General features: G+C 65.7%; 25 protein-coding genes and 1 riboswitch. Of the genes, 8 read left to right on the forward strand and 17 right to left on the reverse strand.

The window, feature by feature from the left end; genetic code table 11:
* Window positions 1-48 precede the first annotated feature (48 nt).
* The 10 genes from ASG77_RS07415 to ASG77_RS07460 all read right to left on the reverse strand — a co-directional run bounded on the left by ASG77_RS07415 (window position 49) and on the right by ASG77_RS07460 (window position 8,555).
* On the reverse strand, window positions 49-417 hold the full coding sequence (locus tag ASG77_RS07415) for a hypothetical protein (protein WP_056343264.1): 369 nt from the start codon (window positions 415-417) through the stop codon (window positions 49-51).
* A 43-nt stretch (window positions 418-460) separates the two neighbouring features.
* Window positions 461-856, reverse strand: a complete 396-nt coding sequence (locus tag ASG77_RS07420; protein ID WP_056343266.1) for a fluoride efflux transporter FluC — start codon at window positions 854-856, stop codon at window positions 461-463.
* Window positions 856-1,290 carry a fluoride efflux transporter FluC gene (locus ASG77_RS07425; RefSeq protein WP_056343270.1) on the reverse strand — a complete coding sequence of 145 codons (435 nt, stop codon included), beginning with the start codon at window positions 1,288-1,290 and terminating at the stop codon, window positions 856-858. The genes ASG77_RS07420 and ASG77_RS07425 overlap by 1 nt, the downstream gene beginning before the upstream one ends.
* Complete coding sequence (locus tag ASG77_RS07430) at window positions 1,291-2,004, reverse strand: metal-dependent transcriptional regulator (protein WP_056343273.1); 714 nt, start codon at window positions 2,002-2,004, stop codon at window positions 1,291-1,293.
* 31 nt (window positions 2,005-2,035) lie between these two features.
* Window positions 2,036-2,794: a class I SAM-dependent methyltransferase gene (locus ASG77_RS07435; RefSeq protein WP_056343277.1), complete on the reverse strand. Its 759-nt coding sequence runs from the start codon at window positions 2,792-2,794 to the stop codon at window positions 2,036-2,038.
* Window positions 2,795-2,900: 106 nt separating this feature from the next.
* Entirely contained in the window at window positions 2,901-4,340 is a 1,440-nt protein-coding gene (locus ASG77_RS07440) for an aminotransferase class V-fold PLP-dependent enzyme (protein WP_056343279.1), read from the reverse strand.
* Window positions 4,341-4,375: 35 nt separating this feature from the next.
* Window positions 4,376-4,489, reverse strand: a riboswitch (SAM riboswitch).
* A gap of 156 nt (window positions 4,490-4,645) precedes the next feature.
* Entirely contained in the window at window positions 4,646-5,458 is an 813-nt protein-coding gene (gene hisN / locus ASG77_RS07445) for a histidinol-phosphatase (protein WP_056343282.1), read from the reverse strand.
* Between the two features lie 54 nt (window positions 5,459-5,512).
* Window positions 5,513-6,628: a ribosome small subunit-dependent GTPase A gene (rsgA, locus tag ASG77_RS07450; protein WP_056343286.1), complete on the reverse strand. Its 1,116-nt coding sequence runs from the start codon at window positions 6,626-6,628 to the stop codon at window positions 5,513-5,515.
* The gene (gene aroA, locus ASG77_RS07455; RefSeq protein WP_056343289.1) at window positions 6,612-8,012 is read right to left on the reverse strand and encodes a 3-phosphoshikimate 1-carboxyvinyltransferase; all 1,401 of its coding nucleotides are present in this window, start codon (window positions 8,010-8,012) and stop codon (window positions 6,612-6,614) included. Before aroA ends, rsgA begins: the two co-directional genes overlap by 17 nt.
* Window positions 8,013-8,018: 6 nt before the next feature.
* Complete coding sequence (locus ASG77_RS07460; RefSeq protein WP_056343291.1) at window positions 8,019-8,555, reverse strand: DoxX family protein; 537 nt, start codon at window positions 8,553-8,555, stop codon at window positions 8,019-8,021.
* Between the two features lie 313 nt (window positions 8,556-8,868).
* Here ASG77_RS07460 and ASG77_RS07465 point away from each other — a divergent pair, with 313 nt between their 5' ends.
* Window positions 8,869-9,678: a sigma-70 family RNA polymerase sigma factor gene (locus ASG77_RS07465; RefSeq protein WP_082575889.1), complete on the forward strand. Its 810-nt coding sequence runs from the start codon at window positions 8,869-8,871 to the stop codon at window positions 9,676-9,678.
* Window positions 9,675-9,935, forward strand: a complete 261-nt coding sequence (rsrA, locus tag ASG77_RS07470) for a mycothiol system anti-sigma-R factor (protein WP_056343299.1) — start codon at window positions 9,675-9,677, stop codon at window positions 9,933-9,935. Before ASG77_RS07465 ends, rsrA begins: the two co-directional genes overlap by 4 nt.
* A 180-nt stretch (window positions 9,936-10,115) precedes the next feature.
* Here rsrA and ASG77_RS23000 read toward each other — a convergent pair whose 3' ends face one another.
* The 5 genes from ASG77_RS23000 to ASG77_RS07490 all read right to left on the reverse strand — a co-directional run bounded on the left by ASG77_RS23000 (window position 10,116) and on the right by ASG77_RS07490 (window position 16,409).
* Window positions 10,116-10,190 (reverse strand): 50S ribosomal protein bL37, encoded by a 75-nt coding sequence (locus ASG77_RS23000; protein ID WP_104061284.1) that lies wholly within the window; start codon window positions 10,188-10,190, stop codon window positions 10,116-10,118.
* Between the two features lie 141 nt (window positions 10,191-10,331).
* Window positions 10,332-10,943, reverse strand: a complete 612-nt coding sequence (locus ASG77_RS07475; protein WP_056343302.1) for a PadR family transcriptional regulator — start codon at window positions 10,941-10,943, stop codon at window positions 10,332-10,334.
* Entirely contained in the window at window positions 10,943-11,785 is an 843-nt protein-coding gene (locus ASG77_RS07480; RefSeq protein ID WP_056343305.1) for a DUF4097 family beta strand repeat-containing protein, read from the reverse strand. The genes ASG77_RS07475 and ASG77_RS07480 overlap by 1 nt, the downstream gene beginning before the upstream one ends.
* A gap of 102 nt (window positions 11,786-11,887) precedes the next feature.
* On the reverse strand, window positions 11,888-12,487 hold the full coding sequence (locus ASG77_RS07485; protein WP_156380222.1) for a GDSL-type esterase/lipase family protein: 600 nt from the start codon (window positions 12,485-12,487) through the stop codon (window positions 11,888-11,890).
* A gap of 121 nt (window positions 12,488-12,608) precedes the next feature.
* The gene (locus ASG77_RS07490) at window positions 12,609-16,409 is read right to left on the reverse strand and encodes a multifunctional oxoglutarate decarboxylase/oxoglutarate dehydrogenase thiamine pyrophosphate-binding subunit/dihydrolipoyllysine-residue succinyltransferase subunit (RefSeq protein WP_056343313.1); all 3,801 of its coding nucleotides are present in this window, start codon (window positions 16,407-16,409) and stop codon (window positions 12,609-12,611) included.
* A 500-nt stretch (window positions 16,410-16,909) separates the two neighbouring features.
* Here ASG77_RS07490 and ASG77_RS07495 point away from each other — a divergent pair, with 500 nt between their 5' ends.
* From ASG77_RS07495 to ASG77_RS07515, 5 genes are all read left to right on the forward strand, one after another.
* Complete coding sequence (locus tag ASG77_RS07495; RefSeq protein ID WP_056343316.1) at window positions 16,910-18,244, forward strand: hemolysin family protein; 1,335 nt, start codon at window positions 16,910-16,912, stop codon at window positions 18,242-18,244.
* Window positions 18,241-19,311, forward strand: a complete 1,071-nt coding sequence (locus tag ASG77_RS07500) for a hemolysin family protein (RefSeq protein ID WP_056343319.1) — start codon at window positions 18,241-18,243, stop codon at window positions 19,309-19,311. The genes ASG77_RS07495 and ASG77_RS07500 overlap by 4 nt, the downstream gene beginning before the upstream one ends.
* A gap of 116 nt (window positions 19,312-19,427) precedes the next feature.
* Complete coding sequence (locus ASG77_RS07505) at window positions 19,428-20,432, forward strand: metal ABC transporter solute-binding protein, Zn/Mn family (RefSeq protein ID WP_056343321.1); 1,005 nt, start codon at window positions 19,428-19,430, stop codon at window positions 20,430-20,432.
* Window positions 20,429-21,244, forward strand: coding sequence for a metal ABC transporter ATP-binding protein (locus ASG77_RS07510; protein ID WP_056343324.1), 816 nt, complete (start codon window positions 20,429-20,431; stop codon window positions 21,242-21,244). Before ASG77_RS07505 ends, ASG77_RS07510 begins: the two co-directional genes overlap by 4 nt.
* The gene (locus ASG77_RS07515) at window positions 21,244-22,119 is read left to right on the forward strand and encodes a metal ABC transporter permease (protein ID WP_056343327.1); all 876 of its coding nucleotides are present in this window, start codon (window positions 21,244-21,246) and stop codon (window positions 22,117-22,119) included. The genes ASG77_RS07510 and ASG77_RS07515 overlap by 1 nt, the downstream gene beginning before the upstream one ends.
* 41 nt (window positions 22,120-22,160) lie before the next feature.
* Here the strand turns inward: ASG77_RS07515 and ASG77_RS07520 are convergent, their stop codons facing one another.
* Window positions 22,161-22,643: a Fur family transcriptional regulator gene (locus ASG77_RS07520; RefSeq protein WP_056343330.1), complete on the reverse strand. Its 483-nt coding sequence runs from the start codon at window positions 22,641-22,643 to the stop codon at window positions 22,161-22,163.
* Window positions 22,644-22,753: 110 nt separating this feature from the next.
* Here ASG77_RS07520 and ASG77_RS07525 point away from each other — a divergent pair, with 110 nt between their 5' ends.
* Window positions 22,754-23,410: an MBL fold metallo-hydrolase gene (locus ASG77_RS07525; protein WP_056343332.1), complete on the forward strand. Its 657-nt coding sequence runs from the start codon at window positions 22,754-22,756 to the stop codon at window positions 23,408-23,410.
* A 4-nt stretch (window positions 23,411-23,414) separates the two neighbouring features.
* Here ASG77_RS07525 and ASG77_RS07530 read toward each other — a convergent pair whose 3' ends face one another.
* Entirely contained in the window at window positions 23,415-24,494 is a 1,080-nt protein-coding gene (locus ASG77_RS07530; RefSeq protein ID WP_056343335.1) for a PLP-dependent cysteine synthase family protein, read from the reverse strand.
* Between the last annotated feature and the right edge of the window lie 20 nt (window positions 24,495-24,514).

The following is a 24,514-nucleotide window of genomic DNA, read 5'->3' on the forward strand; positions in this document are numbered from 1 at the left end:
CCCACTTCGTAAAATACGCCTGTTCAGCCCCGAATGTAATGCCCCGGATCAGTCCGGAACTGCAACGTCCGCGATGCCCACGAAACGGGTCCCGACGCCGTCGAACTCGCTCCTGATGAGGCCCGGCCGCAGCGGCGGCACCTCATCCGGGGCATGGTGCTCGCACACCACATACGTGAATTCCGGCCACCATTTTTTGGGCCGGGCCGCTTCCTCGTAGCCGCAGACGGCACATTCCAGGTGCACCCAGACCGGACGCTTGCCGGTCCGGTTGGCCCGCGACTGGATCAACCATGCCGGTGGGTTGTCCAGGATTTCGCCCAGCTCCGCCTCGGTCAGTCGTTTCGGGATGCCATGGCGCTGGGCCATTTCCATCGGTACATCAAGGGCAATTGCCGCGTCGCGTCTGCTAATCATCAGAGTCAACGATACGGGACCGGGACAAACCTGTTTGAGTCCCTTACGACGCCAGTGCGATGCCCACAGCCGCCGCGGCAAATCCGGCGGCCAGGTTGGCGCCGATGTTCAGGGCGGCGGCACCGAACCGCGACTCGCTCAGGAGCCGCACCGTGGCGGTGGTCCAGGAGCTGAACGTGGTGAGCCCTCCCGCCAGGCCGGTGGCGACAGCGGTCTGCCACTCGGGGGCAAGGCCGAGCCGTCCGGTGATGCCGATGGACAGCCCGATGATCAGGCACCCCGTGACGTTGACTGTCAGCGTGGCCCACGGCCAGTGCCGCGGCCTGCCGCTCGGGCTGACGGCCGTGCGGTGCCCCTCGCGGTGGGCGAACCAGCTGTCGACGGCGAAGCGCAGCAGGGCGCCCGCCATGCCGAACACTCCCACCAGGACAGCGCCCATCACGGCGCTGTCCCCGCCCGGTCGCCCTGCAGCCGGTCGGTGAGCAGCCGTCCGGTCCGCCAGCCTCCGGCCGCGGCGCCCAGGCCCAGCAGCAGGGACAGACCCAGGTACGCAATCCACACGGGATGCCCGCCGGCCCTGGCCAGCTGGTCAATCGAGAAAACCACCGCCGAGAACGTGGTGAACGAGCCCAGAAGTCCTGGCCCGAGGCCGGCGCGGAGCCAGAACGCCGTCCGCGGCCGGGCCATCCAGACCGTGGTCAGGGTGGCCAGCACAAAACTTCCGGCGACGTTGATGCCCAGGGTGGTCCAAGGCATGGTCCCCGCGGATTCAGGAAACGCCAGGCCCAGTCCGTAGCGCAGTTCCGTACCCGCCAGACCGCCCACCGCCACGGCCAGCCAGGCCCGCCAATGCGGGGCGCGGGTGTTCGTCATTCAGCTGTCGCTGAGGGTGCAGCCGGTGTGGGGGAAGTCGCTGTGGACCCAGAGGGCAGCAGTGACTTCATCCGCGAGATCGTAGTCCCGCTTCCTGCCGGCGTTGCTGATCCGCACCACCAGCGCGCCGCCGAACGGCTTGCGGCCCACGACCTCCACCTCGGCGTCAAGATCGATTTCCTCGGCCGAAAGATACCGCAGCAGATCCGGGTTCTCGTCGCTGATGCGCGTGATCCGGCCGGTGTGCCCGGGATCGAGTTCGCCGAGCAGATGGGCTTCTGGCAGCAGCACCGTGCCGTCCGCAGCGGGGATCGGGTCGCCGTGCGGGTCGCGTTGCGGGTTGCCCAGTTTCGCCGCCATGCGCTCGATAAACGTGTCCGACACCGCATGCTCCAGCAATTCGGCTTCGTCGTGGACTTCGTCCCAGCTGTAGCCGAGCTCCTGCACGAGGTAAGTCTCAATAAGCCGGTGCCGGCGCACCATGGACAGAGCAAGCCGGACTCCGGAGTCCGTGAGGGTGATAGCGCTGTACGGCTTATGGTCCACCAGGCCCTGGTCCTTGAGCTTGCGGACCATTTCCGAGACCGAGGAATTGGCCACCCCCAGGCGCTGCGCGAGCTGGGAGGACGTAATTGGTTTGTCCTGCCACTCCGTGAAGCCGTAGATGACCTTGACGTAGTCCTCGATCGAGGAGGAGGGCGCGCTGGTCTTCACGCCTCCAAGCCTACCCGGTGGTCCGCGCCCGTCACGCCTTCGTGGCCCGCCACGTCAGTGTCAGGTACGGCAGGCTGATGTCCTCTTCCACGGCGTGCCCCAAGTGCTCGTGAAGGTACCAGTCCAGGTTGGCCAGGACTTTGCTGCGCGTGGCTTCGCTGGCCCGCAGGTAATAGCTGCGGGACTTCGTCAGCTCCATGATGTCCGCCGTGCTGAGGCTGTCCTCCCACCGCGTCACATGGCTCTCGAGGCCTTCAAACTCCGGCCCCACCACCGGGCGGAACCCGGGCTTGTAGACGTCGCCCGCGTGCATGATGCGGGACAACCGGTGGACCCACGGCACGGATGTGTCCAGCTGGTTCCAGATCAGCCCCAGCGTTCCGCCGGGACGCAGGATCCGCGCCAGTTCGGTGCTCGCCGGCAGCGGATCGCACCAATGCCAGGCCTGCGCAACGCTCACGACGTCGAATGAGGAGTCCGCGAGGCCGGTAGCCTCTGCCGTCCCTTGGGTCGCTAAGGCCGCAGGGTAGTGGGCCTGCAGCTGGTCAAGCATGTCCGGCGACGGGTCCACGGCGGAAACCGCCAAGCCTCGTTCCAGGAGAAGGGCGGTGAATTTGCCGGTCCCGGCGCCCACGTCCACAGCGTCACTGGCCCCGGCAGGGATCAGCCAGTCCGCTGATTCGGCCGGGTAACCAGGGCGTACACGCTGGTAATGTTCGCCGCCGTCCTGGAAACTCTGTCCGAGTTCCAGGCGGCGTCCGTGCTCAAGCCTGGGGCCATCCCGTGCCACGTGCGGTCTCCTTCAACTGTGCCCATCGGTATCCTTCGAATTTACCGCATGGGCCGGCGCCCGGTGGGCAGCCGTCAGGTCAGGAGCCAGGGGACGAAAGCGTCAGTCAGTCGTCAAGGCACGGAGCCGCACCGGCAGTGCCCGGGGTATTGGGAGCCCAGTGCGGGTAGATGCGGGTGTCGTTGGCCGGGACCCAACGGCCCGCGTCCACCACGTAGTCCCAGCCGAGCCCCGTGCGGCGGAGTTGCTCCAGGCCGGCAAGGAGCCGCTGGGCATCCTCCAGGCGGGAGCCCACGCCGAAGCTGGCCCGCAATGAACCGGAGGGAAGGCCGAGACGTTTAAGCAGCGGGTGCGCGCAGAACCGGCCGTCCCGGAGGCCGACGCCGTGCTCGGCCGACAGATAGGCGGCCACGAGACCGGCGTCGTACCCTGCCACGGAGAAGTTCACTACGCCGATGGTGCCCGTCTCGGCGTCCGTATCCGAGAAGATCTGGTGCACAGTGACGCCGTCGATCTTCCCGAGCCCGTCCACCAGGAATGACCTGATGGCCGCTTCGTGGGCGTGCCAGCGGTCGTGGTCCAGGGACGCGATGACCTGGGTGGCGCGCGCCAGGGTAGCCGCGCCGAGGACGTTGGGGGAGCCGCCCTCGTGCCGGGCCGGACCGGTGGCCCAGCTGACGCCGTCGAGCCTGGCCTCGCGGACGGCGCCGCCGCCGGCCAGGTGGGGAGTTCCGGCGTCGAGCCAGTCGGTCCGGCCCACCAGGACCCCGGAGCCGAAGGGCGCGTAGAGCTTGTGGCCGGAGAAGGCGAGGTAGTCGACGTCGTCGGTGCTGATATTGATGCGCCGGTGCGGCGCCAACTGCGCGGCGTCCACCACGATCCGCGCCCCGTACTCATGGGCGAGTGCGGCCAAGGCCTTGACTGGGAGGATCTCGCCCGTGACGTTGGAGGCGCCCGTAACCGCGAGGAGGCTCACGTTGCCCTGCTCAAGTTCGGCGCGGAGGACCTCAAGGGTCCCCACGATGGTGTCCGCGGCGACGACGCTGCGGTGCGGGACGCCCTGCCACGGCAGGAGGTTGGCGTGGTGCTCGATGTCCAGGTAGAGGACATCGCCGTTGGGCCGTCCGTCCGTCGCCGGCAGGCAGCCCGCCAGCAGGTTCAGCGAGTCGGTGGTGTTCCGGGTGAAGATGACGGAGTCGTCCGGGCGTCCGCCCACAAAGTCGCGCACGATGTTCCGGGCGTTCTCATAGACGGAGGTGCTGATCTGCGAGGCAAAGCCGGCGCCGCGGTGGACGCTGGCGTAGAAGGGCAGGATCTCGTTGAGGTAGGCGGACACCACGGAGAGGGCAGGAGCGGATGCGCCGTAGTCCAGGTTTGCGTAGCGGACATGGCCGCCCTGGATCAGCGGTGCCTGGATTTCCGCGCCGGTGACGGCCGAAAGGGGGCGCCCGGCGTTGGCGGCGGCCTCGGTGAACAGCACAGCGGCGGTGGCGGGGGCGGCGTTGTTGGGAGAAACACTGTTGGGGGAGACGGTGGCAGTTGTCACGGAGACCTCACTCTAAAAGGACTCCCGGTAACGGGAATCCGCGCTTGCCGTGTCCGTTCCGGACCGGCCTGGTCGTCACCCGGGGCACCCCACCGCGAATGGAGGGTTGCCGGCCAGCAAACCGGGGTTTAGCGCTGGCACTCGTGACCTGTTAAGAGCGTAGAACATGCGCCGGGGCGAGAAGGAAGCCCGGCCCAATGTTAAGGGCTTTGTTACGTGCGTTTGAGGAAAGGAACATTTGTCGAAGATACGACGGCGGACGCCCCCATCAGGAGACGTCCGCCGTCGATAATTCGAAAAATGACCTAAAGGAGGTCGTCCAGATCCGGGTTCAGCCGTTTGAGGACCTCTGAGTGCAGGATGGAGTTCGTGGCCAGGGCGTTGCCGCCGAATGGCCCGTCCTCGCCCTCCAGGGAGGTGAAGCGGCCGCCGGCTTCCACGACGATGGGCACCAGGGCAGCCATGTCGTACAGGTTCAGTTCCGGCTCGCAGGCGATGTCCACGGACCCTTCGGCCACCATGCAGTAGGACCAGAAATCACCGTAGGCGCGCGTGCGCCACACGTCCTCGGTCAGGCCCAGGAATTCATCCAGGTTGCCGCGTTCCTTCCAGCCGCCCAGGCTGGAATAGGACAGGGAGGCATCCGAAAGTTTGGAGACGTCCGAGACCCGGAGCCGCGTTGCGGCGGCGAGGGACTTGCCCATGTACGCGCCGGAACCCTTGGCGGCCCACCAGCGCTTGCCCAGTGCGGGCGCGCTGACCACTCCCACCACGGGTTCGCCTTCGTCCACGAGGGCGATCAGGGTGGCCCAGACCGGGACGCCGCGGATAAAGTTCTTGGTGCCGTCGATGGGATCAATGATCCAGCGGCGGGAGCCGTGGCCGGAGCTGCCGAATTCCTCGCCCAGCACGGCGTCGCGCGGACGCGAGCGGGAGAGCTGGCCGCGGATGGCTTCCTCCGCGGCCTTGTCCGCGTCCGTGACCGGTGTCAGATCCGGCTTGGTCTCGATGCGGAGGTCCAATGCCTTGAATCGGCTCATGGTCTGGTCATCCACGGAATCGGCCAGCACATGGGCAAGGCGCAGGTCATCGTTGTAGCTCGAAGCGGGTTGGATCATGGTTACAAACTACCGTCTCAGGGCCGTAGGGTTGGGGACGTCGGCCTTAGACCGCTAGCCTATGCTGCCCAGTTCCTTGGTTTCCTGGCCCACCAGGCGGGGATCAGTGCCCAGCAGCCGCCGCAGTGACGCGAGCCGGGCCGGGCCGGTGGGGCCCGCTTGACCGGCAACCACCCAGGCATCCACTCCGCAGTTGACGGCCGCGGTGTTGTGCTTGCAGCCTCGCTCGCAGGCATCCGTGCCGGGCTCCAGGTCTGGGAAGGACCGCAGGATCCGGTCCGGGTCCACGTGGGCCAGCCCGAAGGAGCGGATGCCAGGGGTGTCGATGATCCAGCTGCCGGCGGGAGCTCCGGTCAGCTTCAGGGCAAGGGCCGACGACGACGTGTGGCGGCCGCGGCCCGTCACCGCGTTCACGCCGCCGGTAGCCCGTTCGGCCCCGGTGAGCGCATTGACCATGGTGGACTTGCCCACGCCGGAATGACCCAGCATCACCGAGACCTTGCCCTCGAGGTACGCGCGGAGCTGCGACACTGCGTTACTGTCCAGGCGGGCCGAGAGGCCGTCATCGGAGCGGGCATCGATGCCTGAGGCTTCGGAGTCCGACGTGCGGCTGATGATCACCGGGAAGTCCAGGTGTTCATAGTTGGACAGCAGTTCCGCGGGATCCTTGACATCCGCCTTGGTGACGAGCAGCAACGGCTCGATGCCGGCGTCGTAAGCGGCCACCAGGGCGCGGTCAATGAACCCGGTGCGCGGCTCCGGGTTTGCGGCGGCAACTACCACCACCAGCTGATCGGCGTTGGCCACCACCGCACGCTCGATCGGATCAGTGTCATCGGCGCTGCGGCGCAGCAGGGTCCTGCGGTCCTGGATCCGGACCAGCCGTGCCAGGGTGTCGGGCTCCCCGGAGACATCGCCTACAAGGGAGACGAAATCGCCGGCCACCACGGGGGAGCGGCGCAGTTCGCGGGCCCTCGCTGCGATGATGATCCGTTCGTCGCCCGAGTCCTCACCGACGACGGCGGTGTACCGGCCGCGGTCCACGGTGATGATGCGGCCCGTGACGGCGTCGTCGTGGCTGGGGCGGTCCTTGGTGCGCGGCCGGGAGCCTTTTTTGCTGGGCCGGATCCGGACATCGGACTCGTCCCAGGAATCAGTGCTGCGTGCCACCAGCGGGACCTTCCGTGGCGTCATTGGTAACCGCGCCCTGGGCCAGCATGGCGGCCCACATCTGAGGGAATTCCGGCATGGTCTTGGCCGTGGTGGCGATGTCCTGGACCTCGATGCCCGGGACGGCGAGGCCGAGGATGGCGCCGGCGGTGGCCATCCGGTGGTCCGCGTAGCTGTGGACGACGCCGGCGTGCAGCTTTGCCGGGCGGATCACCAGGCCGTCGCTGGTTTCCTCGGCGTCGCCACCGAGGCGGTTGATTTCGGTGACAAGCGCGGCCAGCCGGTCCGTTTCGTGGCCGCGCAGGTGCGCGATGCCGGTCAGCCGTGAAGGACCGCTGGCCAGGGCGCAGAGGGCCGCCACGGTGGGGGCGAGCTCGCTGGTTTCGTCAAAATCGGCACCCTTGATCTCTGGGCCGCCGGTGACGGTCAGGACGCCGTCAGCCAGGCTGACGTCCGCGCCCATGTCCGCCAGGATGCTGCGCCAGAGGTCTCCCACCTGGGTGGTGCCGGTGGGCCAGTCCGGGATCCGGACGGTGCCGCCGGAGGCCAGCGCGGCGGCCAGGAACGGGCCGGCGTTGGAAAGGTCCTGCTCGATGCGCTGGTCAAAGGCGCTGATGGGACCGGGTGCCACCACCCAGTGGTTCGGCACGGAATCGTCAACTGACACTCCCACGCCGCGGAGCACGGCAACGGTCATGTTGATGTGGTCCAGGCTCGGCACCGGCTTGCCCACGTGCTCCAGGTGGAGTCCGTCGGTAAACCGGGCGCCCACCAGCAGGAGGGCCGAGACGAACTGGGATGACGCGCTGGCGTCGATCACCAGGTGGCCGCCCCGGACTTCCCCGGTGCCCGCAACGGTGAACGGCAGCGACGAGGGGGTCCCGCCGTCGTCCGCGGTCAGGGCCACCCCGAGGGCCTTCAGGGCCTCGATGATGGTGCCCATGGGGCGCTTCCGGGCGTGAGGGTCGCCGTCGAACACGCTCACGCCGTTGCGCAGCGCCGCCAGCGGCGGAACAAAGCGCATCACTGTTCCGGCGAGGCCGCAATCGATGTGCGTCTTCGACGACGGCGCCTCCTGGCTCAGGGGCGTGACCTCAAGGTCCGGCCCGAAGGCGCCGTCGCCGGGCACCTCCGTGATGGTGGCCCCCAGCTGGCGGAGGGCCTCAATCATCAGGGCGGAGTCCCGGGAATGCAGGGGGGCACGGAGGCGGGACGGCCCGTCAGCCAGCGCGGCCAGGACCAGGAACCTGTTGGTCAGGGACTTTGAACCGGGCACCGTGACGGTGGCGTTGATGGGCCTGCTGGCGAAAGGTGCCGGCCAGTGCGGAACGGTGTCGGTGGAGCTGTGGGAGTGCGTGGCTGCGGGCGGGGTGGAACCGGTCATCCGTCCTTACGCCCCCGTTGCGTGTTCGACGGCGCGGCGCACGGCCTTGTCTGCCTTGTGAAGCTTTTGGCCGGTGGTCTTGCGGGCGCCGGCGGCGCTCTTCCGGGCGTCCGCGGCGAGGTGCTCGGCACGCCAGGCCAGGCCCGGCTTGCCGGCGGTGTCCACCGAGGCCAGCAAGGCGCCGCCGCTGAGGGAAATGTTCTTGAGCAGCTGGTTCCGGCGGGCTTCTCGGCCTTCCTTGGTGCTGATGTCTGCGCTGCGCCATTCCACAAAGGTGTTCAGGAGCGAGATGACGGTCAGCAATGTTGCCGAGAGGCGGCTGAACTTGCCCAGGCCGAACAGCACGCCGGCACCCACCTGCGTTCCGCCGATCACGCGTGCCAGCATCTTTTCGTCGGCCTGGAAGGGCAGCGACGCGGCTGCCTTCTGCAGGAGCGGCGAGAGCTGGGTGGCGGTGTCATCGGCGTTCTTCAGCTTGTCCAGTCCGGCGACGACGAAACTGGAAGCCAGCATGGGGCGGGCGAGAGTACGGACAAAGGACATGGGTTTCCTCCTGGCTGGACGAACCGCACCGAATGCGGCGGAGTCCGTTCTAGTCTTGCACTTTTGGGGAATATTTGCCTGCCGCCAGCGGTTATGGTTTGCGGGTCCGAACACCGGACGATTTGACTCATCATGGATTGCCCGGCAGGTATTTGCCTGGAACACCATGGCCTGACACAGACTGGAGTTGCCCTTGAGGTTACTGAAGGACGGGACGGAGCCCGCCGGACCCGTAGCACTGCAGACTCTGGAATCCGATTCTCCGGAGTACGGATCGCCGCGTTCCAAGGCCGTCACAGTAGACTTGAACGCAATGAGCACCCTGGATCCGGCCCTCGAGGCCATGTATGAGGCCTCCGAACGCGAAGCCAAAACAAGCAGCGACGCCAATCCTGGCAGCGATGCGCCGGCAGGCAGCGACGCGCAGCCTGCAGGGGATGTACCTGTGCCCGCTGAGACGGTGCCTGCCGCGCCTGCGCCCGCTGAGCAACCCGTGGATGTGGCCACCGAATCAGCGGAAGAACGCCGGGTCCGTTTTGAGCGTGATGCCATGCAGTACGTGGACCAGCTCTACTCGGCCGCCATGCGGATGGCCAGGAACCCCGCGGATGCGGAAGACCTGGTCCAGGAGGCCTACACCAAGGCTTTCTCAGCGTTCCACCAATACAAGCCCGGTACCAACCTCAAGGCGTGGCTGTACCGGATCCTGACCAACACGTACATCAACCTCTACCGCAAGCGGCAGCGCGAACCGCTGCAGTCGAACTCGGACACCATCGAGGACTGGCAGCTGGCCAGGGCGGAGTCGCACACGTCCCGTGGCCTGCGCTCGGCCGAGGCTGAGGCGCTGGACCACCTGCCGGACTCGGACGTCAAACGGGCGCTCCAGGCCATCCCCGAAGAGTTCCGGCTGGCCGTGTACTTCGCCGACGTCGAAGGCTTCGCGTACAAGGAAATCTCAGACATCATGAACACGCCCATCGGGACGGTGATGTCCCGGCTCCACCGCGGCCGGAAAATGTTGCGGGACATGCTGGCGGACTATGCCGCCGAACGAGGATTCAAAGGCGCCGTCGAATCACAGGACACGGCCGCGACCACAAAACAGGAGAACAGGAAATGAGCGACTGCCAGGGATTGGGCGACTGCGATGACGCCCGGATGCAACGCATCTACGAATACCTCGACGGGGCATTGACCCGCGAGGACATCACGGAAATCAAGACCCACCTTGATGAGTGCCCTGAGTGCACGGAGGAGTACGACCTGGAGTGTGTGATCCGCACCATGGTGAAGCGCTCGTGCACCGAGGCCGCTCCGGAGAACCTGAAGAACGCCATCCTGGACCGGATCCACGCGATCCGCCCGGTGGACGCCTGACGCAAGCGATACCCGCCAGGAAGTACACGTGGCCGCGTGGACGACTGACGGCGGGGATGCGTAACTGAGGGGATGCCCGCCAGCATTACTCCAGGCGCAAAGACCATCGTAAAGACGAAGGACCCCGGAAGCCGTCTGGCTTCCGGGGTCCTTCGCTTAAACCGTTTTCCAAGCTTTAGCTTAGGCGTTGGGGCGCTTCCCGTGGTTCGCGCCGCCACGCTTACGGTCACGACGTTTACGTGCACGCTTGCTCATAGCTGGCCTCCTTAAATGTTGGTACTCAAAAGAGCTGCCCTCAAGTCTCCCACACCATGGGACACGCCGCGAAACCGAAACGGGCTGTGACCGGGGGCAACACCGATCCGGCGGCGCAGTCCGTCGGCTCAGCCGGGCGGCTCAGCCGGGCAGTGAGTTCCGGATGGAGATGCGCGCCTGATCCAGCACGGTCCTGACAGTTTCCAGCGTGACGGCGCTGAGCGGTTGCCGGGTGGCCTGCAGCCGCAGTTCCACGCGCAGGTCGTCCCGGAACGCCTGCAGCAGCATCTCCGCTTCCTTCAGCTCCCGGAACCCTTCCGAAGACTGGCGGCCTGCTTTCCTGAAATCGGCGGCGCGTGCCGTGGAACGGGCCGCCTCGGCCGTGGCCGCCAGGTCTGCCCGCAACCCGCGCATGTTGGCGCGGATATCCGCCCGCAGGTTGTCCGCCAGCCGGCGGACGGACGCCGAAATGTCGTTTTCGACTCCGGCGAGTTCCTCCCGGCGCTTGTTGAGTTCGGCAAGCCCCGCCGCCGTGATGCGGTAGTTGGTGCGGCGGCCTTCTGATTCAGTGGCGACGAGCCCTTCTTCCTCCAGCTTCCCAAGCCGGGGATAGATGGTTCCCGCGCTGGGGGAGTAGGTGCCGCCGAACCGTTCGCTGAGGGCTTTGATCAGTTCATAGCCGTGTTTGGGCCCCGACTCCAGCAACGCGAGCAAGTACAGCCGGAGCGCACCATGGGCGAACACCGGAGGCATCAGTGCCCCGCTTCCGGGCTACTTGCGTCGTCATGGCGGGCCGGCTGGCCATGGAAGATGGACGTTTTTCCGGACACGGAGTTGGTCCGGACCAGCATCAGCTTGCCGTCCGGTCCGGCAATGGTTTCCACCTTGCCGCCGGGCTGCGAGTACTGCTGGTCATCAATCACCACAACGCCGCTGGCAGATTTCGCCACGATGTCCACCCCGACGTCGTGCGGCAGCCTGATGGTGAGGTCGCCGGAGACTGAATTGGCACCGAAGTCGTGGGTAAAGCCGAGCAAGTCAAAACTCATGTCGCCGCTGACCGTGTGAGCCCGGATGTTGCTGAACCGGCCGGATGCGGTGACCTCGCCGGAGACGCTCTTGGCGGTCAGGACGCCGTCGTGATTTCGCGCGATGACCTCGCCGCTGACGGTGTTGACGTGAAGTTCCCCGGACGTTCCGTCCGCCATTACGGAACCTGAGACGGTATTGAGCCGGGTGTGTCCGCTGATTCCGGAGACGAGGCCATCGCCGCTGACCGTACCGGCTTCCACGTCGACGCCGGCCGGCAGGGCAATACTGATAACCGCTGAGTTGTTGCTGTTGTGGTTGACGGTGCCCATCAGGTTCTTGAACCAGCCCTGGGGGCCGTGCAGCTGATGGCGGACCTCGAGCCGGCCGTCTGTCAGTGTCACCGACACGGGATCGCCCTGGACGTCGTTGATCTCCACGCGTGCGACGGCGTCGGAGTGGGTGACGACGTCGAACCGGCCGCGGACCATGCCCAACTTTAGAGACCTGACGTGGTCAACGTCGATGGTTTGCGGACCGGTGACGGTCCAGCTGTCCTCTGTCATGAAATCCTCCAAAACCGCGATATATCGTGACTGATAGTCCAAGTTATAACGGACCACCGGGAGCAGTCAAGATATATCGCGACTGGAAGGGGTTGGGGAAGCCTACTCGGGGGCGTCCATGCCCAGCCATTGGAACCAGCCACGGTGGAGGACCAGCCAGGCCATCAGGCCATAGCCAGCCTGCCCGGGCGTGCCGGTGTTGGCCGCAAGGTCCTGGCGCCACTGTTCGTGGTTCAGCAGCGGGGAGAACGTGTCCACATAGAGGTGCTTGCGCCTGGTGGTGACGTCAGCGAAGGCTGTGTTCAGATCGGCGAGCCGGCGGTTCTGTACCGGGTCCAGCGTGGGCGGAGGGCCCACCACAAACACCTCGATCCGGTTCTGCGTGGCCGTATCCAGGATGTTGGCCAGGTTCAGGCGGCTCCGGGCGGTGGAAAGGCCGAACTCGATGTCCCGGCCCGAGAGGCCGATGACCAGGCGGTTCTCGTGCTGGTCGCCGAACCGCCGCGCCGCCTCCTCCTGCCAGCGGGCAGCCAGCCCCTCCGTTCCTTCCTGGGGACAGGGGAGGGCATACGCTTCCATGACCATGCCGTCTTGCGGAGTGCGGGCCAACACGCGGCCCAGCCAGCCGAGGGCCCTGGGATCGCCCAGCCCGGCCAGCAGTTCATCTCCAACAGCTGCGATCCGCAGCTTCCTGTCTTCCACAAGTCCCTCTTTACGTCCGTGCCGATTCAGGCCAATCGGCGTGGCTATGATCCATCTTCATTAAACAGAACTGCCCGGCCGGAGTCTGGTATTTCGACGTCCGGCCGGGCAGCCACTGGGACTACTTCCGTGCAAATGCCTGCTTCAGCAGTGAATCCTGCTCAGCTGCGTGTCGCTTCATGGAGCCGGCCGCCGTGGACGCCGATGCGGGACGCGACACCAGGCGGACGCGCCGGTCCAGCGCATCCGGGAGGTTCAGGCCCATAAACGGCCACGGTCCCTGGTTGGCGGGCTCGTCCTGTGCCCAGACAACCTCCGCGTTCGGGTACTTGGCCAGTTCCGCTGCGATTTCCTCGTGTGGCAGCGGGTAGAGCTGCTCCACGCGGACAATCGCGGTGGTCTTGTCGCCGGTCTTCTGCCGGGTGGACAGGAGATCGTAGTACAGGCGGCCGGAGACCAGCAGTACGCGTTCGACGGCGTCTGCCGCCAGCTGCTCGTGGTCACCGATGACGGGGCGGAAGGCGCCGGTGGTGAAGTCCTCGACGGACGACGCGGCTGCCTTGAGGCGCAGCAGCTGCTTCGGCGTGAAGATGATCAGCGGCTTCCGCGGCCGGCTGTACGCCTGGCGGCGCAGCAGGTGGAAGTGTGATGCCGCCGTGGTGGGGTTGGCGACGATCATGTTCTCTTCGGCGCACATCAGCAGGAAGCGTTCGATGCGTGCCGACGAGTGGTCCGGGCCCTGGCCTTCGTAACCGTGCGGCAGCATCAGGACCAGGGAGGAGCGCTGGCCCCACTTCTGCTCGGCCGAGGAGATGAACTCATCGATGATGGTCTGCGCGCCGTTGACGAAGTCACCGAACTGCGCTTCCCACAGCACCAGGGCATCCGGGCGTTCCACCGAGTAGCCGTATTCGAAGCCCATGGCCGCGTATTCGGACAGCAGGGAGTCGTAGATCCACAGCTTCGCCTGGTCATCCGAGAGGTGGCCCAGGGGCAGCCACTCGCCGCCGTTGGCGCGGTCGTGGAACACTGCGTGGCGCTGCACAAACGTGCCGCGGCGCGAGTCCTGGCCGGCAAGCCGGACGGGAACGCCTTCCATGATCAGGGAACCGAAGGCCGCGATCTCGCCGAAGCCCCAGTCGATGCCGCCTTCGCGGGACATCTGCTCGCGCTTTTCGAGGAGCTGCTTGAGCTTGGCGTGGACGGTGAAGCCCTCGGGGATCTGGACGTGGGCCTTGCCGATGTGTGCCAGGGTCTCCGGCGAAATGGCAGTGGACGCCGGGGCGTTGGTGCCGAAGTCAGCCTGCTGGGCGATGGGACGCTCAATGTCGGAGACGGCGGCGGAGTCCGCGGTGATGATCGGGATAGGCGAGGTCTGGGCCGCGTGTGTTTCGGCGAAGACCCGCTCCAGCCGTTCCTGGTAGTCGCGGAGCAGCTGCTCCGCTTCTTCCTCGGTGATGTCGCCACGGCCGATGAGTGCCTCGGTGTACAGCTTGCGGACGGAGCGCTTGGCTTCGATCAGGTTGTACATCATGGGCTGGGTCATCGAGGGGTCGTCACCCTCGTTGTGGCCACGGCGGCGGTAGCACACCATATCGATCACAACGTCCTTGTGGAACCGCTGGCGGAACGCGTAGGCGAGCTGGGCGATGCGCACCACTGCCTCGGGATCGTCACCGTTCACGTGGAACACCGGTGCCTGGATCATCTTGGCGACGTCCGTGGAGTACGTGGACGATCGCGACGACGACGGAGCCGTGGTGAAGCCCACCTGGTTGTTGACCACCACGTGGATGGTGCCGCCGGTCCGGTAGCCGCGGAGCTGGGACAGGTTCAGTGTCTCGGCAACCACGCCCTGGCCTGCGAACGCAGCGTCGCCGTGGACCATCAGGGGCAGGACCGGGAAGGCCTCGCCCTGGTCCAGGCGGTCCTGCTTGGCGCGGACGATGCCTTCGAGCACCGAGTCCACGGCTTCGAGGTGGGACGGGTTGGCGGCGAGATAGACCTTGGTCTCGTTGCCGCTTTCCGAGGTGAACGTGCCTTCGGTGCCGAGGTGGTACTTCACGTCGCCGGAGCCCTGCACGGAGCGGGGATCCTGGGTGCCTTCGAATTCGCGGAACACCTGGGCGTAGGTCTTGCCGGCGATGTTGGTGAGGACGTTCAGGCGGCCGCGGTGGGCCATGCCGATTGCAACCTCGTCCAGTCCGTCGTCGGCGGCATCGGAAATGATGGCGTCCAGCAGCGGAATCAGGGATTCGCCGCCTTCCAGGGAGAAGCGCTTCTGGCCGACGAACTTGGTCTGCAGGAAGGTTTCAAACGCTTCGGCCGCGTTGAGGCGTGACACGATGCGCAGCTGCTCTTCGCGGCTCGGCTTCGAGTAGGGGTGCTCCAGCTGGTCCTGGAACCACTTGCGTTCCTCGGGCTCCTGGATGTGCATGTATTCGATGCCCGTGGTGCGGCAGTAGGCGTCACGGAGGACACCGAGGATGTCGCGGAACTTGAGCATCGGCGCGCCGCCGAAGCCGCCGGTGGGCCACTGTCGGTCCAGGTCCCAGAGGGTCAGCCCATAGGTGAGGACGTCAAGGTCCGGGTGCTTGCGCTGGACGTACTCCAGGGGATCGGTGTCAGCCATCAGGTGGCCGCGCACACGGTAGGAGTGGATCAGCTGCTGGATCCGGGCAACCTTGTTGATCTCGTCGGCAGGGTCCACCTGCAGGTCCGGGCTCCAGCGAACGGGCTCGTACGGGATGCGGAGGGACTCGAAGATTTCGTCGTAGAAGTTCTGGGCACCGAGCAGCAGCTGGTGCACAAGCTTCAGGAACTCGCCGCTGCCGGCTCCCTGGATGACGCGGTGGTCATAGGTGGACGTCAGCGTGAGGACCTTGCTGATGGCGTTCTGCGCAATGATCTTTTCGCTGGCGCCCTGGAACTCGGCCGGGTAGTCCAGCGCGCCGACGCCGATGATGGCAGCCTGCCCCTTGGACAGACGCGGCACGGAGTGAACAGTGCCGATGCCGCCAGGGTTTGTCAGGGACACCGTGGTGCCGGAGTGGTCATCAGCGGTCAGCTTGCCGGCGCGGGCACGCTTGATCAGATCTTCATAGGTGTGCCAGAACTCGGAGAAGTTGAGGGTCTCCGCCTTCTTGATGTTGGGCACCATGAGCAGGCGGGTGCCGTCCGGCTTGGGCATGTCAATGGCGATGCCGAAGTTGACGTGGGCCGGCTGGACAGCGCTGGGCTTGCCGTCAATTTCGTCGTAGTAGACGTTCATCGAGGGGAACTGGGCGAGTGCCCGGATCACGGCGTAGCCGATGAGGTGCGTGAAGGACACCTTGCCGCCGCGTGCACGGGCCAGGTTGGAGTTGATGACCACGCGGTTATCGATCAACAGCTTGGCCGGAATAGCCCGGACGCTGGTGGCCGTAGGGACCTCAAGGCTGGTGACCATGTTGGTGGCGATGGCCTTGGCCGGGCCTCGAAGAACGGAGACCACGTCCTCTTCCGGAGCCGTGGGTGCCTTGACGTTCTTGGGAAGCTGGGCGGGAATCGGCTGGGCGCCGGTTCCGGGCTCGGTCTTCTTCGCGCCATCGCGGGCGACCGTAGCGGGAGCTTTCTTTGCCGCCGCGGGGGCGGTGGCCGGTGCGGCGGGCTGTGCGGCCGGCGACGTTGCCGGTGCAGCAGTTGCAGAAGCCGGAGGCGCCGGCGGTACAGCCGGCATTTCGCGGGTTGCTGGGTGGGCCACGGCTACCGCCGTGCTTCCGTTGGAAGAAGAACCGCTGCCTGAATCGAAGGACTCGAAAAGGGGCCACCACTTGGTATCCACCGTGTTCTTGTCTTTCTGATACTGCTCGTACAGTTCGTCAACGAGCCACTCGTTTCCGCCAAATTCCTCTGGTAGACGGTGGCTAGGCTGCTCTGGCACTTGAAATACGCCTCTTCCATGAGTTTGATTTCTCTCTGGCCGCCACGGTGCCGCAGCACAACATTCGAACCAGTCTCTGCGTCCTGAACCCGGACCGTTGCCAGTCTAATGAGCATTCTGTGTTAACTGCCAATAACGGTGACCCAAATCATGGCGATGACGCGGAGATCACGGATTGTGGCGTCCGGAAACCGTCCCGGCGCGGGTGCGCCGTGACCTCAGTGCGGCCATCCGAAAGGCGCAATCTGCTCCTGTAGACTGAAATTCTTATGGACAGTAAATCTAGGTGCCGGCCTGGGGGCTGTCAGCGGAGCATGAAGTACAGCACCGCGCAGTCCACCCGCAGAGCCGGCAAACCCCGAACACGCGCCCATCATTCTCCGTCAGCCCACCCCGGCGGAGCCCCTATGGAAACAGCGTCGGCTTCGGCCGATCATCCTCCGCCGGTCCGTTTCCCCCGGCTTCACACAAATTCTCCCGGTTTTCGGGCGGGATGCTGAATGGAGTGGTTGCTCCTCGCGGCAGGCCTCCTGCTGATCGCCGGCACCGGCTTTTTCGTCGCCGTCGAATTTTCCCTGATTGCCCTTGACCAGGCCACGGTCCAACGTGCCATCGATAACGGTGACACCGGTGCCGTGCCGCTGCTCAAGTGCCTGAAATCCCTCTCAACCCAGCTCTCCAGCTGCCAGCTCGGCATCACCCTCACCACCCTTTTGACCGGCTACGTGATGGAACCGTCAGTAGGGCAGCTTCTCGAAGGCCCGTTGGCCGCCGTCGGAATTCCCGAAGTGGCGGCGGCATCCGTTTCCCTGGTCATTGCCATGGCGCTGGCCACGCTGCTGTCCATGCTGCTTGGCGAACTGGTGCCCAAGAACATGGCCATTGCGCTGTCCTTCCAAGTGGGCAAGGCGCTGGCCCGGCCGCAGCTGGTCTTTACCGCCATCTTCAAACCCGCCATCGTGGTGCTCAACGGCTTTTCGAACAAGGTACTGAACGTCTTTGGCCTGGAGGCCAAGGAAGAGATTTCCGGTGCCCGGACGCCGGCCGAGCTCGCATCCCTGGTGCGGCGCTCCGCTGCCATGGGAACGCTGGACGCCGGGACGGCCAACTTTGTGGCCCGCACACTGAACTTCTCGGCCCGGACGGCCGCCGACGTTATGACGCCCCGGATCCGGATGGAAACCATCGACGCCGACCAGCCTGTCTCGGACATCCTGGACGCAGCCCGGCGCACCGGCTACTCCCGCTTCCCCGTCATCGGGGAGTCCTCCGACGACATCAAGGGCCTGGTCCACGTCAAGAAGGCCGTTGCCGTGCCGTGGGACCGGCGGGCCAACCTGGAGGCCGGAGCCATCATGACCGATGTCCTCCGCGTGCCGGAAACCATCCACCTGGATGCCCTCCTGGCCGAACTGCGCGAGGGAAACCTCCAGCTCGCCATTGTCCTGGACGAATACGGTGGAACCGCAGGCATCGCCACCCTTGAGGACCTGGTGGAGGAAATCGTCGGTGAAGTGTCCGACGAGCACGACAAGGTACGCCCGGGACTGCTCCAGAGCGCCTCCGGGGACTGGTACTTCCCCGGGCTGCTGCGCCCCGACGAGCTTTCCGAACAGATCCCGGGGCTGACCGTTCCGGACGAAGCCGCCTACGAAACCGTGGGCGGGTACGTCATGAGTGAACTGGGTCGGATCGCCGCAGTGGGGGACACCGTCGACGTAGGCGGAGGCACGCTGAGCGTGACCAGGATGGATGGCCGAAGGATCGAGCGGATCTCCTTCCATCCGGCGGCGCCTGAAGCGGAGCCTGCTCCGGAAGACGGGAGTGAACGATGAGTGACTGGGCCGGAATTGCCTGGCTGGTTGTCCTCCTGCTGGGTAACGCGTTTTTTGTCGGCGCCGAGTTCGCCGTGATGTCGGCCAGGCGCAGCCAGATCGAACCCCTCGCCGAGGCCGGTTCCAAGCGGGCACAGACCACGTTGCGCGCCATGGAAAACGTCTCATTGATGCTGGCCTGTGCGCAGTTGGGCATCACCGTGTGCTCGCTGCTGATCCTGCAGGTGGCCGAACCGGCCATCCACCACCTGATGGCGGCTCCCCTGGAAGCTGTCGGGCTGCCGGTGGAAGTTGCCGACGTCGCAGCGTTCGCCATTGCCCTGATGGTGGTGACCTTCCTCCACGTGACGTTCGGCGAGATGGTGCCGAAGAACATCTCGGTATCGGTGGCGGACAAGGCTGCCTTGCTTCTGGCGCCGCCGCTGATGTTCGTTGCGAAGCTGGTCAACCCGGCCATCGTCGCGCTGAACTGGTCCGCCAACCACATCCTCAAGCTCCTGCGGATTGAGCCCAAGGATGAGGTGAATTCGTCCTTTACGCTCGAAGAAGTCCAGTCGATCGTGCAGGAATCCACCCGTCACGGGCTGGTGGATGATGACGCGGGCCTGATCACCGGCGCCCTGGAATTTTCCGAATACACGGCCTCGGACATCATGGTTCCGCTGGACGACCTGGTCATGCTGAAGGCGGCCACCACGCCGGTGGAGTTTGAAAAAGCCGTCAGCAGGACCGGTTTTTCGAGGTTCCCGATGCTGGACGATGACGGCATGCTGTCCGGGTACCTCCACGTGAAGGATGTGCTGTCCATTCCCGAGTCGGACTACCAGCACCCCATCGCCGAGAGCAGGATCCGCTCGCTGGCCAACCTTGCGCTGGACGACGAAGTTGAAACGGCCATGTCCGTCATGCAGCGCACGGGCTCACACCTGGCCCGCGTGATCGGCGCGGACGGGCAGACCCATGGGGTCCTGTTCCTGGAAGACGTGATCGAGCAGCTGGTGGGAGAGATCCGGGACGCCACGCAGGCCACCGGCATCAGGAGGCTGGGCGAGCCGAACGGTGACTGAGCCCGCCAGGGTCCGCAAGGGACCGGCACGGCTATCCTAAATAGGAATCATTCACATTTAGGGGTAAGCTTTTTGGAGACGCAAAAGTCCACCCCTGTACTGAACTGAGGTTTTCCGTGCGCCACCCCGCTGCCATCCGAACGTCCCTCGCAGCCCTCGCCGGCGTGAGCCTGCTGCTCACCGCCTGCGGCTCCGGGGGCGGTGCACCGTCGGCGACGTCCGGCCCGGAGTCATCCGCCGGCGTCGTCGAGGTGGTGGCGTCCACCAACGTGTACGGGGACATCGCCGCGATCATCGGCGGGGACAAGGTCAACGTCACCTCCATCATCACCAAGACGAGCCAGGACCCGCATTCGTACGAGGCCACCGCGCAGGACCGGCTGCTGGTGTCCAAAGCGGAATTGGTGATCGAGAACGGCGGCGGCTACGACGCCTTCCTCCACAAGATGGCCGATGACAGCAATGTCGCGCATGCCAATATCGTCACTGCCGTGGAGGCAGGCGGCCTGGCGCCGGAGGAAGCCCACGCTGATTCGTCGTCGTCGTCGTCGTCGTCGGCGAGCGAGTCAGCCGACGCGCACGCGCACGGGGAGTTCAACGAACACGCCTGGTACAGCCTGGATGCCATGGGCAAGCTCGCTGATGCCTTGGCGGCCAAACTGGGTGAACTCGAACCGGACTCAGCCGCCCTGTTCACCTCCAATGCCGCAACCTTCAAGGCCGAGGTGGACGCCCTGGCCAGCAAACTCGCCGCACTGAAGGCCAGCGGAGCAGGCACAGCCGTGGCCGTGACCGAGCCCGTCCCGCTGTACCTGCTTGAGGCGGCAGGGCTGGAGAACTTGACTCCGGCCGACTACACGGCCGCGATCGAGGAAGGTTCGGACGTTCCGCCAGCCGTGCTGAAGGCCGCCACGGACCTGGCCGGATCCAAGGACATCAGATTCCTCGCCTACAACGCCCAGACAGAGGGACCGCAGACGCAGGCGCTGAAAAAGGCAGCCGAATCGGCCGGCGTTCCAGTCATTGACTTCAGCGAAACCCTGCCCGAAGGCAAGACGTACCTGCAGTGGATGACGGACAATGTTGACAACGTCAGCAAAGTTTTGGAGAAAAATAGTTGAAACCGGTGGTCAGCCTCCGCGGGGCGTCCCTGCAGTTCGGCAAACGCTTGCTCTGGGAGGATCTCGACCTGGACATCAGGCCCGGTGAGTTCTTCGCCGTCCTGGGACCCAACGGCAGCGGAAAGACCAGCTTCCTTAAAGTTCTCCTGGGCCTTCAGGAACTGCAGTCCGGCCGGGCCACTTTGGGCGACCGTCCCGTGGAGCGGGGCAGCAAGCTGATCGGCTACATTCCGCAGCAGAAATCCTTTGCTCCGGACACGCCCATGCGTGCCCGGGACCTGGTGGGGCTCGGCGTGGACGGCCACCGCTGGGGGCTGCGGCTGGGCATGTCCCGCGCAAACCAGAGGATCGATGAGCTTCTGGAACTGGTGGGCGCCAGTGACTACGCCAAAGTCCCGGTTGGCCAGCTCTCCGGCGGCGAGCAGCAGCGCCTCCGGGTGGCCCAGGCGCTCGCCACGGACCCCAGGGTCCTCCTCTGCGACGAACCGCTGCTGTCCCTGGACCTGCACCACCAGCAGGCCGTCAGCGCGCTGATCAACAAGCAGTGCCACGCCCAGAACAGCGCGGTGGTTTTTGTCACCCACGAAATCAACCCCATCATCGATTACGTTGACCGCGTGCTGTACCTGGCCGGCGGGCGCTTCAGGGTGGGGACCCCGGAAGATGTCATGACCACCGCGGTCCTGTCCGAGCTCTACGGCAGCCACGTGGAAGTCATCCACGCGAACGGGCGCATCGTCGTCGTCGGCCTGCCTGACGCGACCACGCACCACCATGCCGATGTCCACGCAACGGTGGGGGAGGTGGCCTGATGGATGCGGACAGCATCATCGGAGCGATCTTCAGTTTCGAGAACTACGGCGAGCTGCTGGTGCTGGTCCAGAACTCGATCTGGGCCGGGGCTGTGCTGGGCCTGCTGGGCGGGCTGGTGGGCACCTTCGTGATGAAACGGGACTTGGCCTTCGCCGTCCACGGCATTTCCGAGCTCTCTTTCGCCGGGGCGGCCTTTGCACTTCTGATCGGCGCTGACATCGTCTTCGGCTCGCTGATCGGCTCGGTGGCGGCCGCGCTGCTCCTGGGCCTGATGGGGGTCCGGGCCAGGGACAAAAACTCCATCATTGGGGTGATCATGCCCTTCGGACTGGGGCTCGGCATCCTTTTCCTGTCGCTCTACGAAGGCCGTGCCGCCAACAAATTCGGGCTGCTCACGGGGCAGATCGTCTCCGTGGACACCGTCCAGCTCCAGGTCCTCGCCGGCGCCGCCGTGCTGGTCATCGCGGCCCTGGCAGCCATCTGGCGTCCGCTGAACTTTGCCAGCGTTGATCCCGAACTGGCCGAAGCCCGCGGGGTGCCCGTGCGGACGCTCGCGCTGATCTTTATGGTCCTGCTGGGAGTCAGCGTAGCGCTGTCCATCCAGGTGGTGGGGGCGCTCCTGGTGCTCGCATTGCTGATCACCCCGGCAGCGGCCGCACTTCGCGTGACGTCCGCTCCCGTGGCGGTGGTGGCGCTCAGCGTTGTTTTCGCCGTCACGGCCACGGTGGGCGGAATCCTGCTGGCCCTGGGTGGGCGGATCCCCATCAGCCCCTATGTCACCACGCTGTCATTCCTGATCTACGTGGTATGCCGCATCGTCGGCAGCGTCCGGGCCAAGAAAGGCATCAACGGCCGGCTGCTGCACGCCCGCTGACACGGTCAAACGGGATGCGTCAGTTGCGGCGGCGTAGGCTGTCAGAGCTTGCCGGCGTCCCTGAGGGCTGTGCAGTCCGGGCATAGGCCGAAGATCTCCACGGTGTGAGCCACCTCTGTGTAGCCGTGTTCGGTGGCGATCCGGGCCGCCCAGGTTTCCACCGCCGGAGCCTCTACTTCCACGGCCTTCCCGCAGTTGCGGCACAGCAGATGGTGGTGGTGTCCGGTCACGGCGCAGCGCCGATATACGGCTTCGCCCTCGCCGTTGCGCAGCACGTCCACGAGGCCGTCGTCGGCGAGGGACTGCAGGATCCGGTATGCCGTTGCCAGGGAAACTGAGACGCCCTTGTTCTGCAGGATGCGGTAGAGCTCCTGTGTGCTGACGAAGTCATCCAGCTCGTCAAGGGCAGCGCTGACCGCTACACGCTGTTTGGTGACGCGCTGCTCCTTGCCGGGCACACTGACAGTGCCTGCGCCGGATGCAGCGTTCGACGGCGTCGCGTCAGCTTTGGTGCCGAACGGCATGAAGGTACTCGCTTCCCTGAGGGACGGTGGCAATCATCAAGATTACCAGCCGGGAGCGCGCCGCCAGACGTGCCTTGGACAGGTTTGGGGCCGGACCCTAGGCTGGCGCTATGAAGCTGACAAAATACACCCACTCGTGCGTCCGGCTTGAGCAGGACGGCCGCGTGCTGGTGCTGGATCCGGGAACATTCTCCGAGACGGCAGAAGCCCTGGCCGGGGCGCAGGCCGTGCTCATCACCCACGAGCACGGCGATCATGTGGATGTGCCGGCCATGGTCAAGGCACTGCGCGGCTCGGACGTCCTGGCGGTCTTCGCGCCGGCCGGCGTGGCTGCCCATCTGCGGGAGGAGGCGCCGCAGGCTGCAGCCCGGATCCATGCGGTCGAACCCGGTTCCAGTTTTGACGCGGCCGGCTTCAACGTCCGCAGCTTCGGCGGACAGCATGCGCTGATCCACCCGCAGGTTCCCCTCGTCGCCAACATCGCCTACCTGGTGGACGGCAACGTGTACCACCCGGGGGACTCCTTCATCGTCCCGGACGGCCTCAGCGTGCAGACGCTGCTGGTTCCGATCCACGCGCCGTGGAGCAAGGTCAGCGAGGTGGTGGATTTTGTCATCGCCGTCCGTGCTCCGCGTGCGTTCCAGATCCACGATGGTTTGCTGAACGAAACGGGCCTGAAGGTCGCGGAATCCCATGTTGCCCGGCTGGGCCGGAAATACGGTACCGAGTACACCCGCCTTGCCACGCGGGAATCGGTGGAGGTCTGACCATCTACGCGTTCCAGCTGCCGGTCTCGAAAAACCGGCGGATGACTTCCTCGTGCGGCTCGGGGTCCAGGCCCTGGGCTGAGAGCCACGCCGGATTGTAGTAGTTCCCCGCGTAGCGGTCGCCGCCGTCGCACATCAACGACACGATGCTGCCGCGCTGTCCCTCGGCGACCATTTCCGCGACGAGTTGCCAGACGCCCCACAGGTTGGTGCCCGTAGACGGTCCGGCATGCAGGTTGGCGACCGTGCGCAGGTGCCGCATGGCCGCGATGGAGGCGGCATCGGGCACCTGGATCATGTGGTCGATGACGGCGGGCACAAAACTCGGTTCCATCCGCGGCCGGCCGATGCCTTCGATCCGTGACGGCAGGCCGGTGCTGGCCTCACCCGCACCGCTCAGCCAGCCCGGGTAAAACGCGGAATTCTCCGGGTCTACCACCGCAAGGCGCGTGTTGTGGCCGCGGTAGCGCAGGTAGCGGCCAATGGTCGCACTCGTGCCTCCGGTCCCCGCACCCACCACGATCCAGCGGGGGACGGGGTGTTCCTCCAGCGCCAGCTGCCCGAAGATGGACTCCGCGATGTTGTTGTTGCCACGCCAGTCCGTGGCCCGCTCCGCGTACGTGAACTGGTCCATGTAGTGGCCGTTGGACGTGGCAGCGACGTCCGCCGCCGCAGCATAAACCTCCGAGGCGTGGTCAACCAACAGGCACGAGCCGCCGAACTGTTCGATCAGCGCGATCTTCTCCCGGCTCGTCGTGCGGGTCATGACCGCTACGAACGGCAGGCCCAGGAGCTGCGCGAAATATGCCTCCGAAACCGCCGTACTGCCACTGGAAGCCTCCACGATGGTGGTATCTTCGCGGATCCAGCCGTTGACCAGGCCAAAGAGGAACAGCGAGCGGGCCAGCCGGTGCTTGAGGCTCCCCGAACGGTGCGTGGATTCGTCCTTGAGGTAAAGCTGGACGCCCCAGTGCTGCGGGAGCGGCACCGAGTAGAGATGGGTATCGGCGGACCGGTTGTTTTCTGCATTGACTTTTCTGATGGCCTCGTCAGCCCAGGCCCGGTCCGCACTCGCGTTCTTCACCGGACCAACTCTAGCTGCGA

The organism is Arthrobacter sp. Soil762 (assembly GCF_001428335.1).
Lineage (GTDB): Bacteria > Actinomycetota > Actinomycetes > Actinomycetales > Micrococcaceae > Arthrobacter.

Excerpts from the sequence above, each read along its gene's own strand:
- ASG77_RS07415 (WP_056343264.1), bottom strand. The coding sequence starts at position 417 with ATGATTAGCAGACGCGACGCGGCAATTGCCCTTGATGTACCGATGGAA.
- ASG77_RS07420 (WP_056343266.1), bottom strand. The coding sequence starts at position 856 with ATGGGCGCTGTCCTGGTGGGAGTGTTCGGCATGGCGGGCGCCCTGCTG.
- ASG77_RS07425 (WP_056343270.1), bottom strand. The coding sequence starts at position 1,290 with ATGACGAACACCCGCGCCCCGCATTGGCGGGCCTGGCTGGCCGTGGCG.
- hisN (WP_056343282.1), bottom strand. The coding sequence starts at position 5,458 with ATGATCCAACCCGCTTCGAGCTACAACGATGACCTGCGCCTTGCCCAT.
- aroA (WP_056343289.1), bottom strand. The coding sequence starts at position 8,012 with ATGACCGGTTCCACCCCGCCCGCAGCCACGCACTCCCACAGCTCCACC.
- ASG77_RS07460 (WP_056343291.1), bottom strand. The coding sequence starts at position 8,555 with ATGTCCTTTGTCCGTACTCTCGCCCGCCCCATGCTGGCTTCCAGTTTC.
- ASG77_RS07465 (WP_082575889.1), top strand. The coding sequence starts at position 8,869 with ATGAGCACCCTGGATCCGGCCCTCGAGGCCATGTATGAGGCCTCCGAA.
- rsrA (WP_056343299.1), top strand. The coding sequence starts at position 9,675 with ATGAGCGACTGCCAGGGATTGGGCGACTGCGATGACGCCCGGATGCAA.
- ASG77_RS07475 (WP_056343302.1), bottom strand. The coding sequence starts at position 10,943 with ATGCCTCCGGTGTTCGCCCATGGTGCGCTCCGGCTGTACTTGCTCGCG.
- ASG77_RS07480 (WP_056343305.1), bottom strand. The coding sequence starts at position 11,785 with ATGACAGAGGACAGCTGGACCGTCACCGGTCCGCAAACCATCGACGTT.
- ASG77_RS07495 (WP_056343316.1), top strand. The coding sequence starts at position 16,910 with ATGGAGTGGTTGCTCCTCGCGGCAGGCCTCCTGCTGATCGCCGGCACC.
- ASG77_RS07500 (WP_056343319.1), top strand. The coding sequence starts at position 18,241 with ATGAGTGACTGGGCCGGAATTGCCTGGCTGGTTGTCCTCCTGCTGGGT.
- ASG77_RS07515 (WP_056343327.1), top strand. The coding sequence starts at position 21,244 with ATGGATGCGGACAGCATCATCGGAGCGATCTTCAGTTTCGAGAACTAC.
- ASG77_RS07520 (WP_056343330.1), bottom strand. The coding sequence starts at position 22,643 with ATGCCGTTCGGCACCAAAGCTGACGCGACGCCGTCGAACGCTGCATCC.
- ASG77_RS07525 (WP_056343332.1), top strand. The coding sequence starts at position 22,754 with ATGAAGCTGACAAAATACACCCACTCGTGCGTCCGGCTTGAGCAGGAC.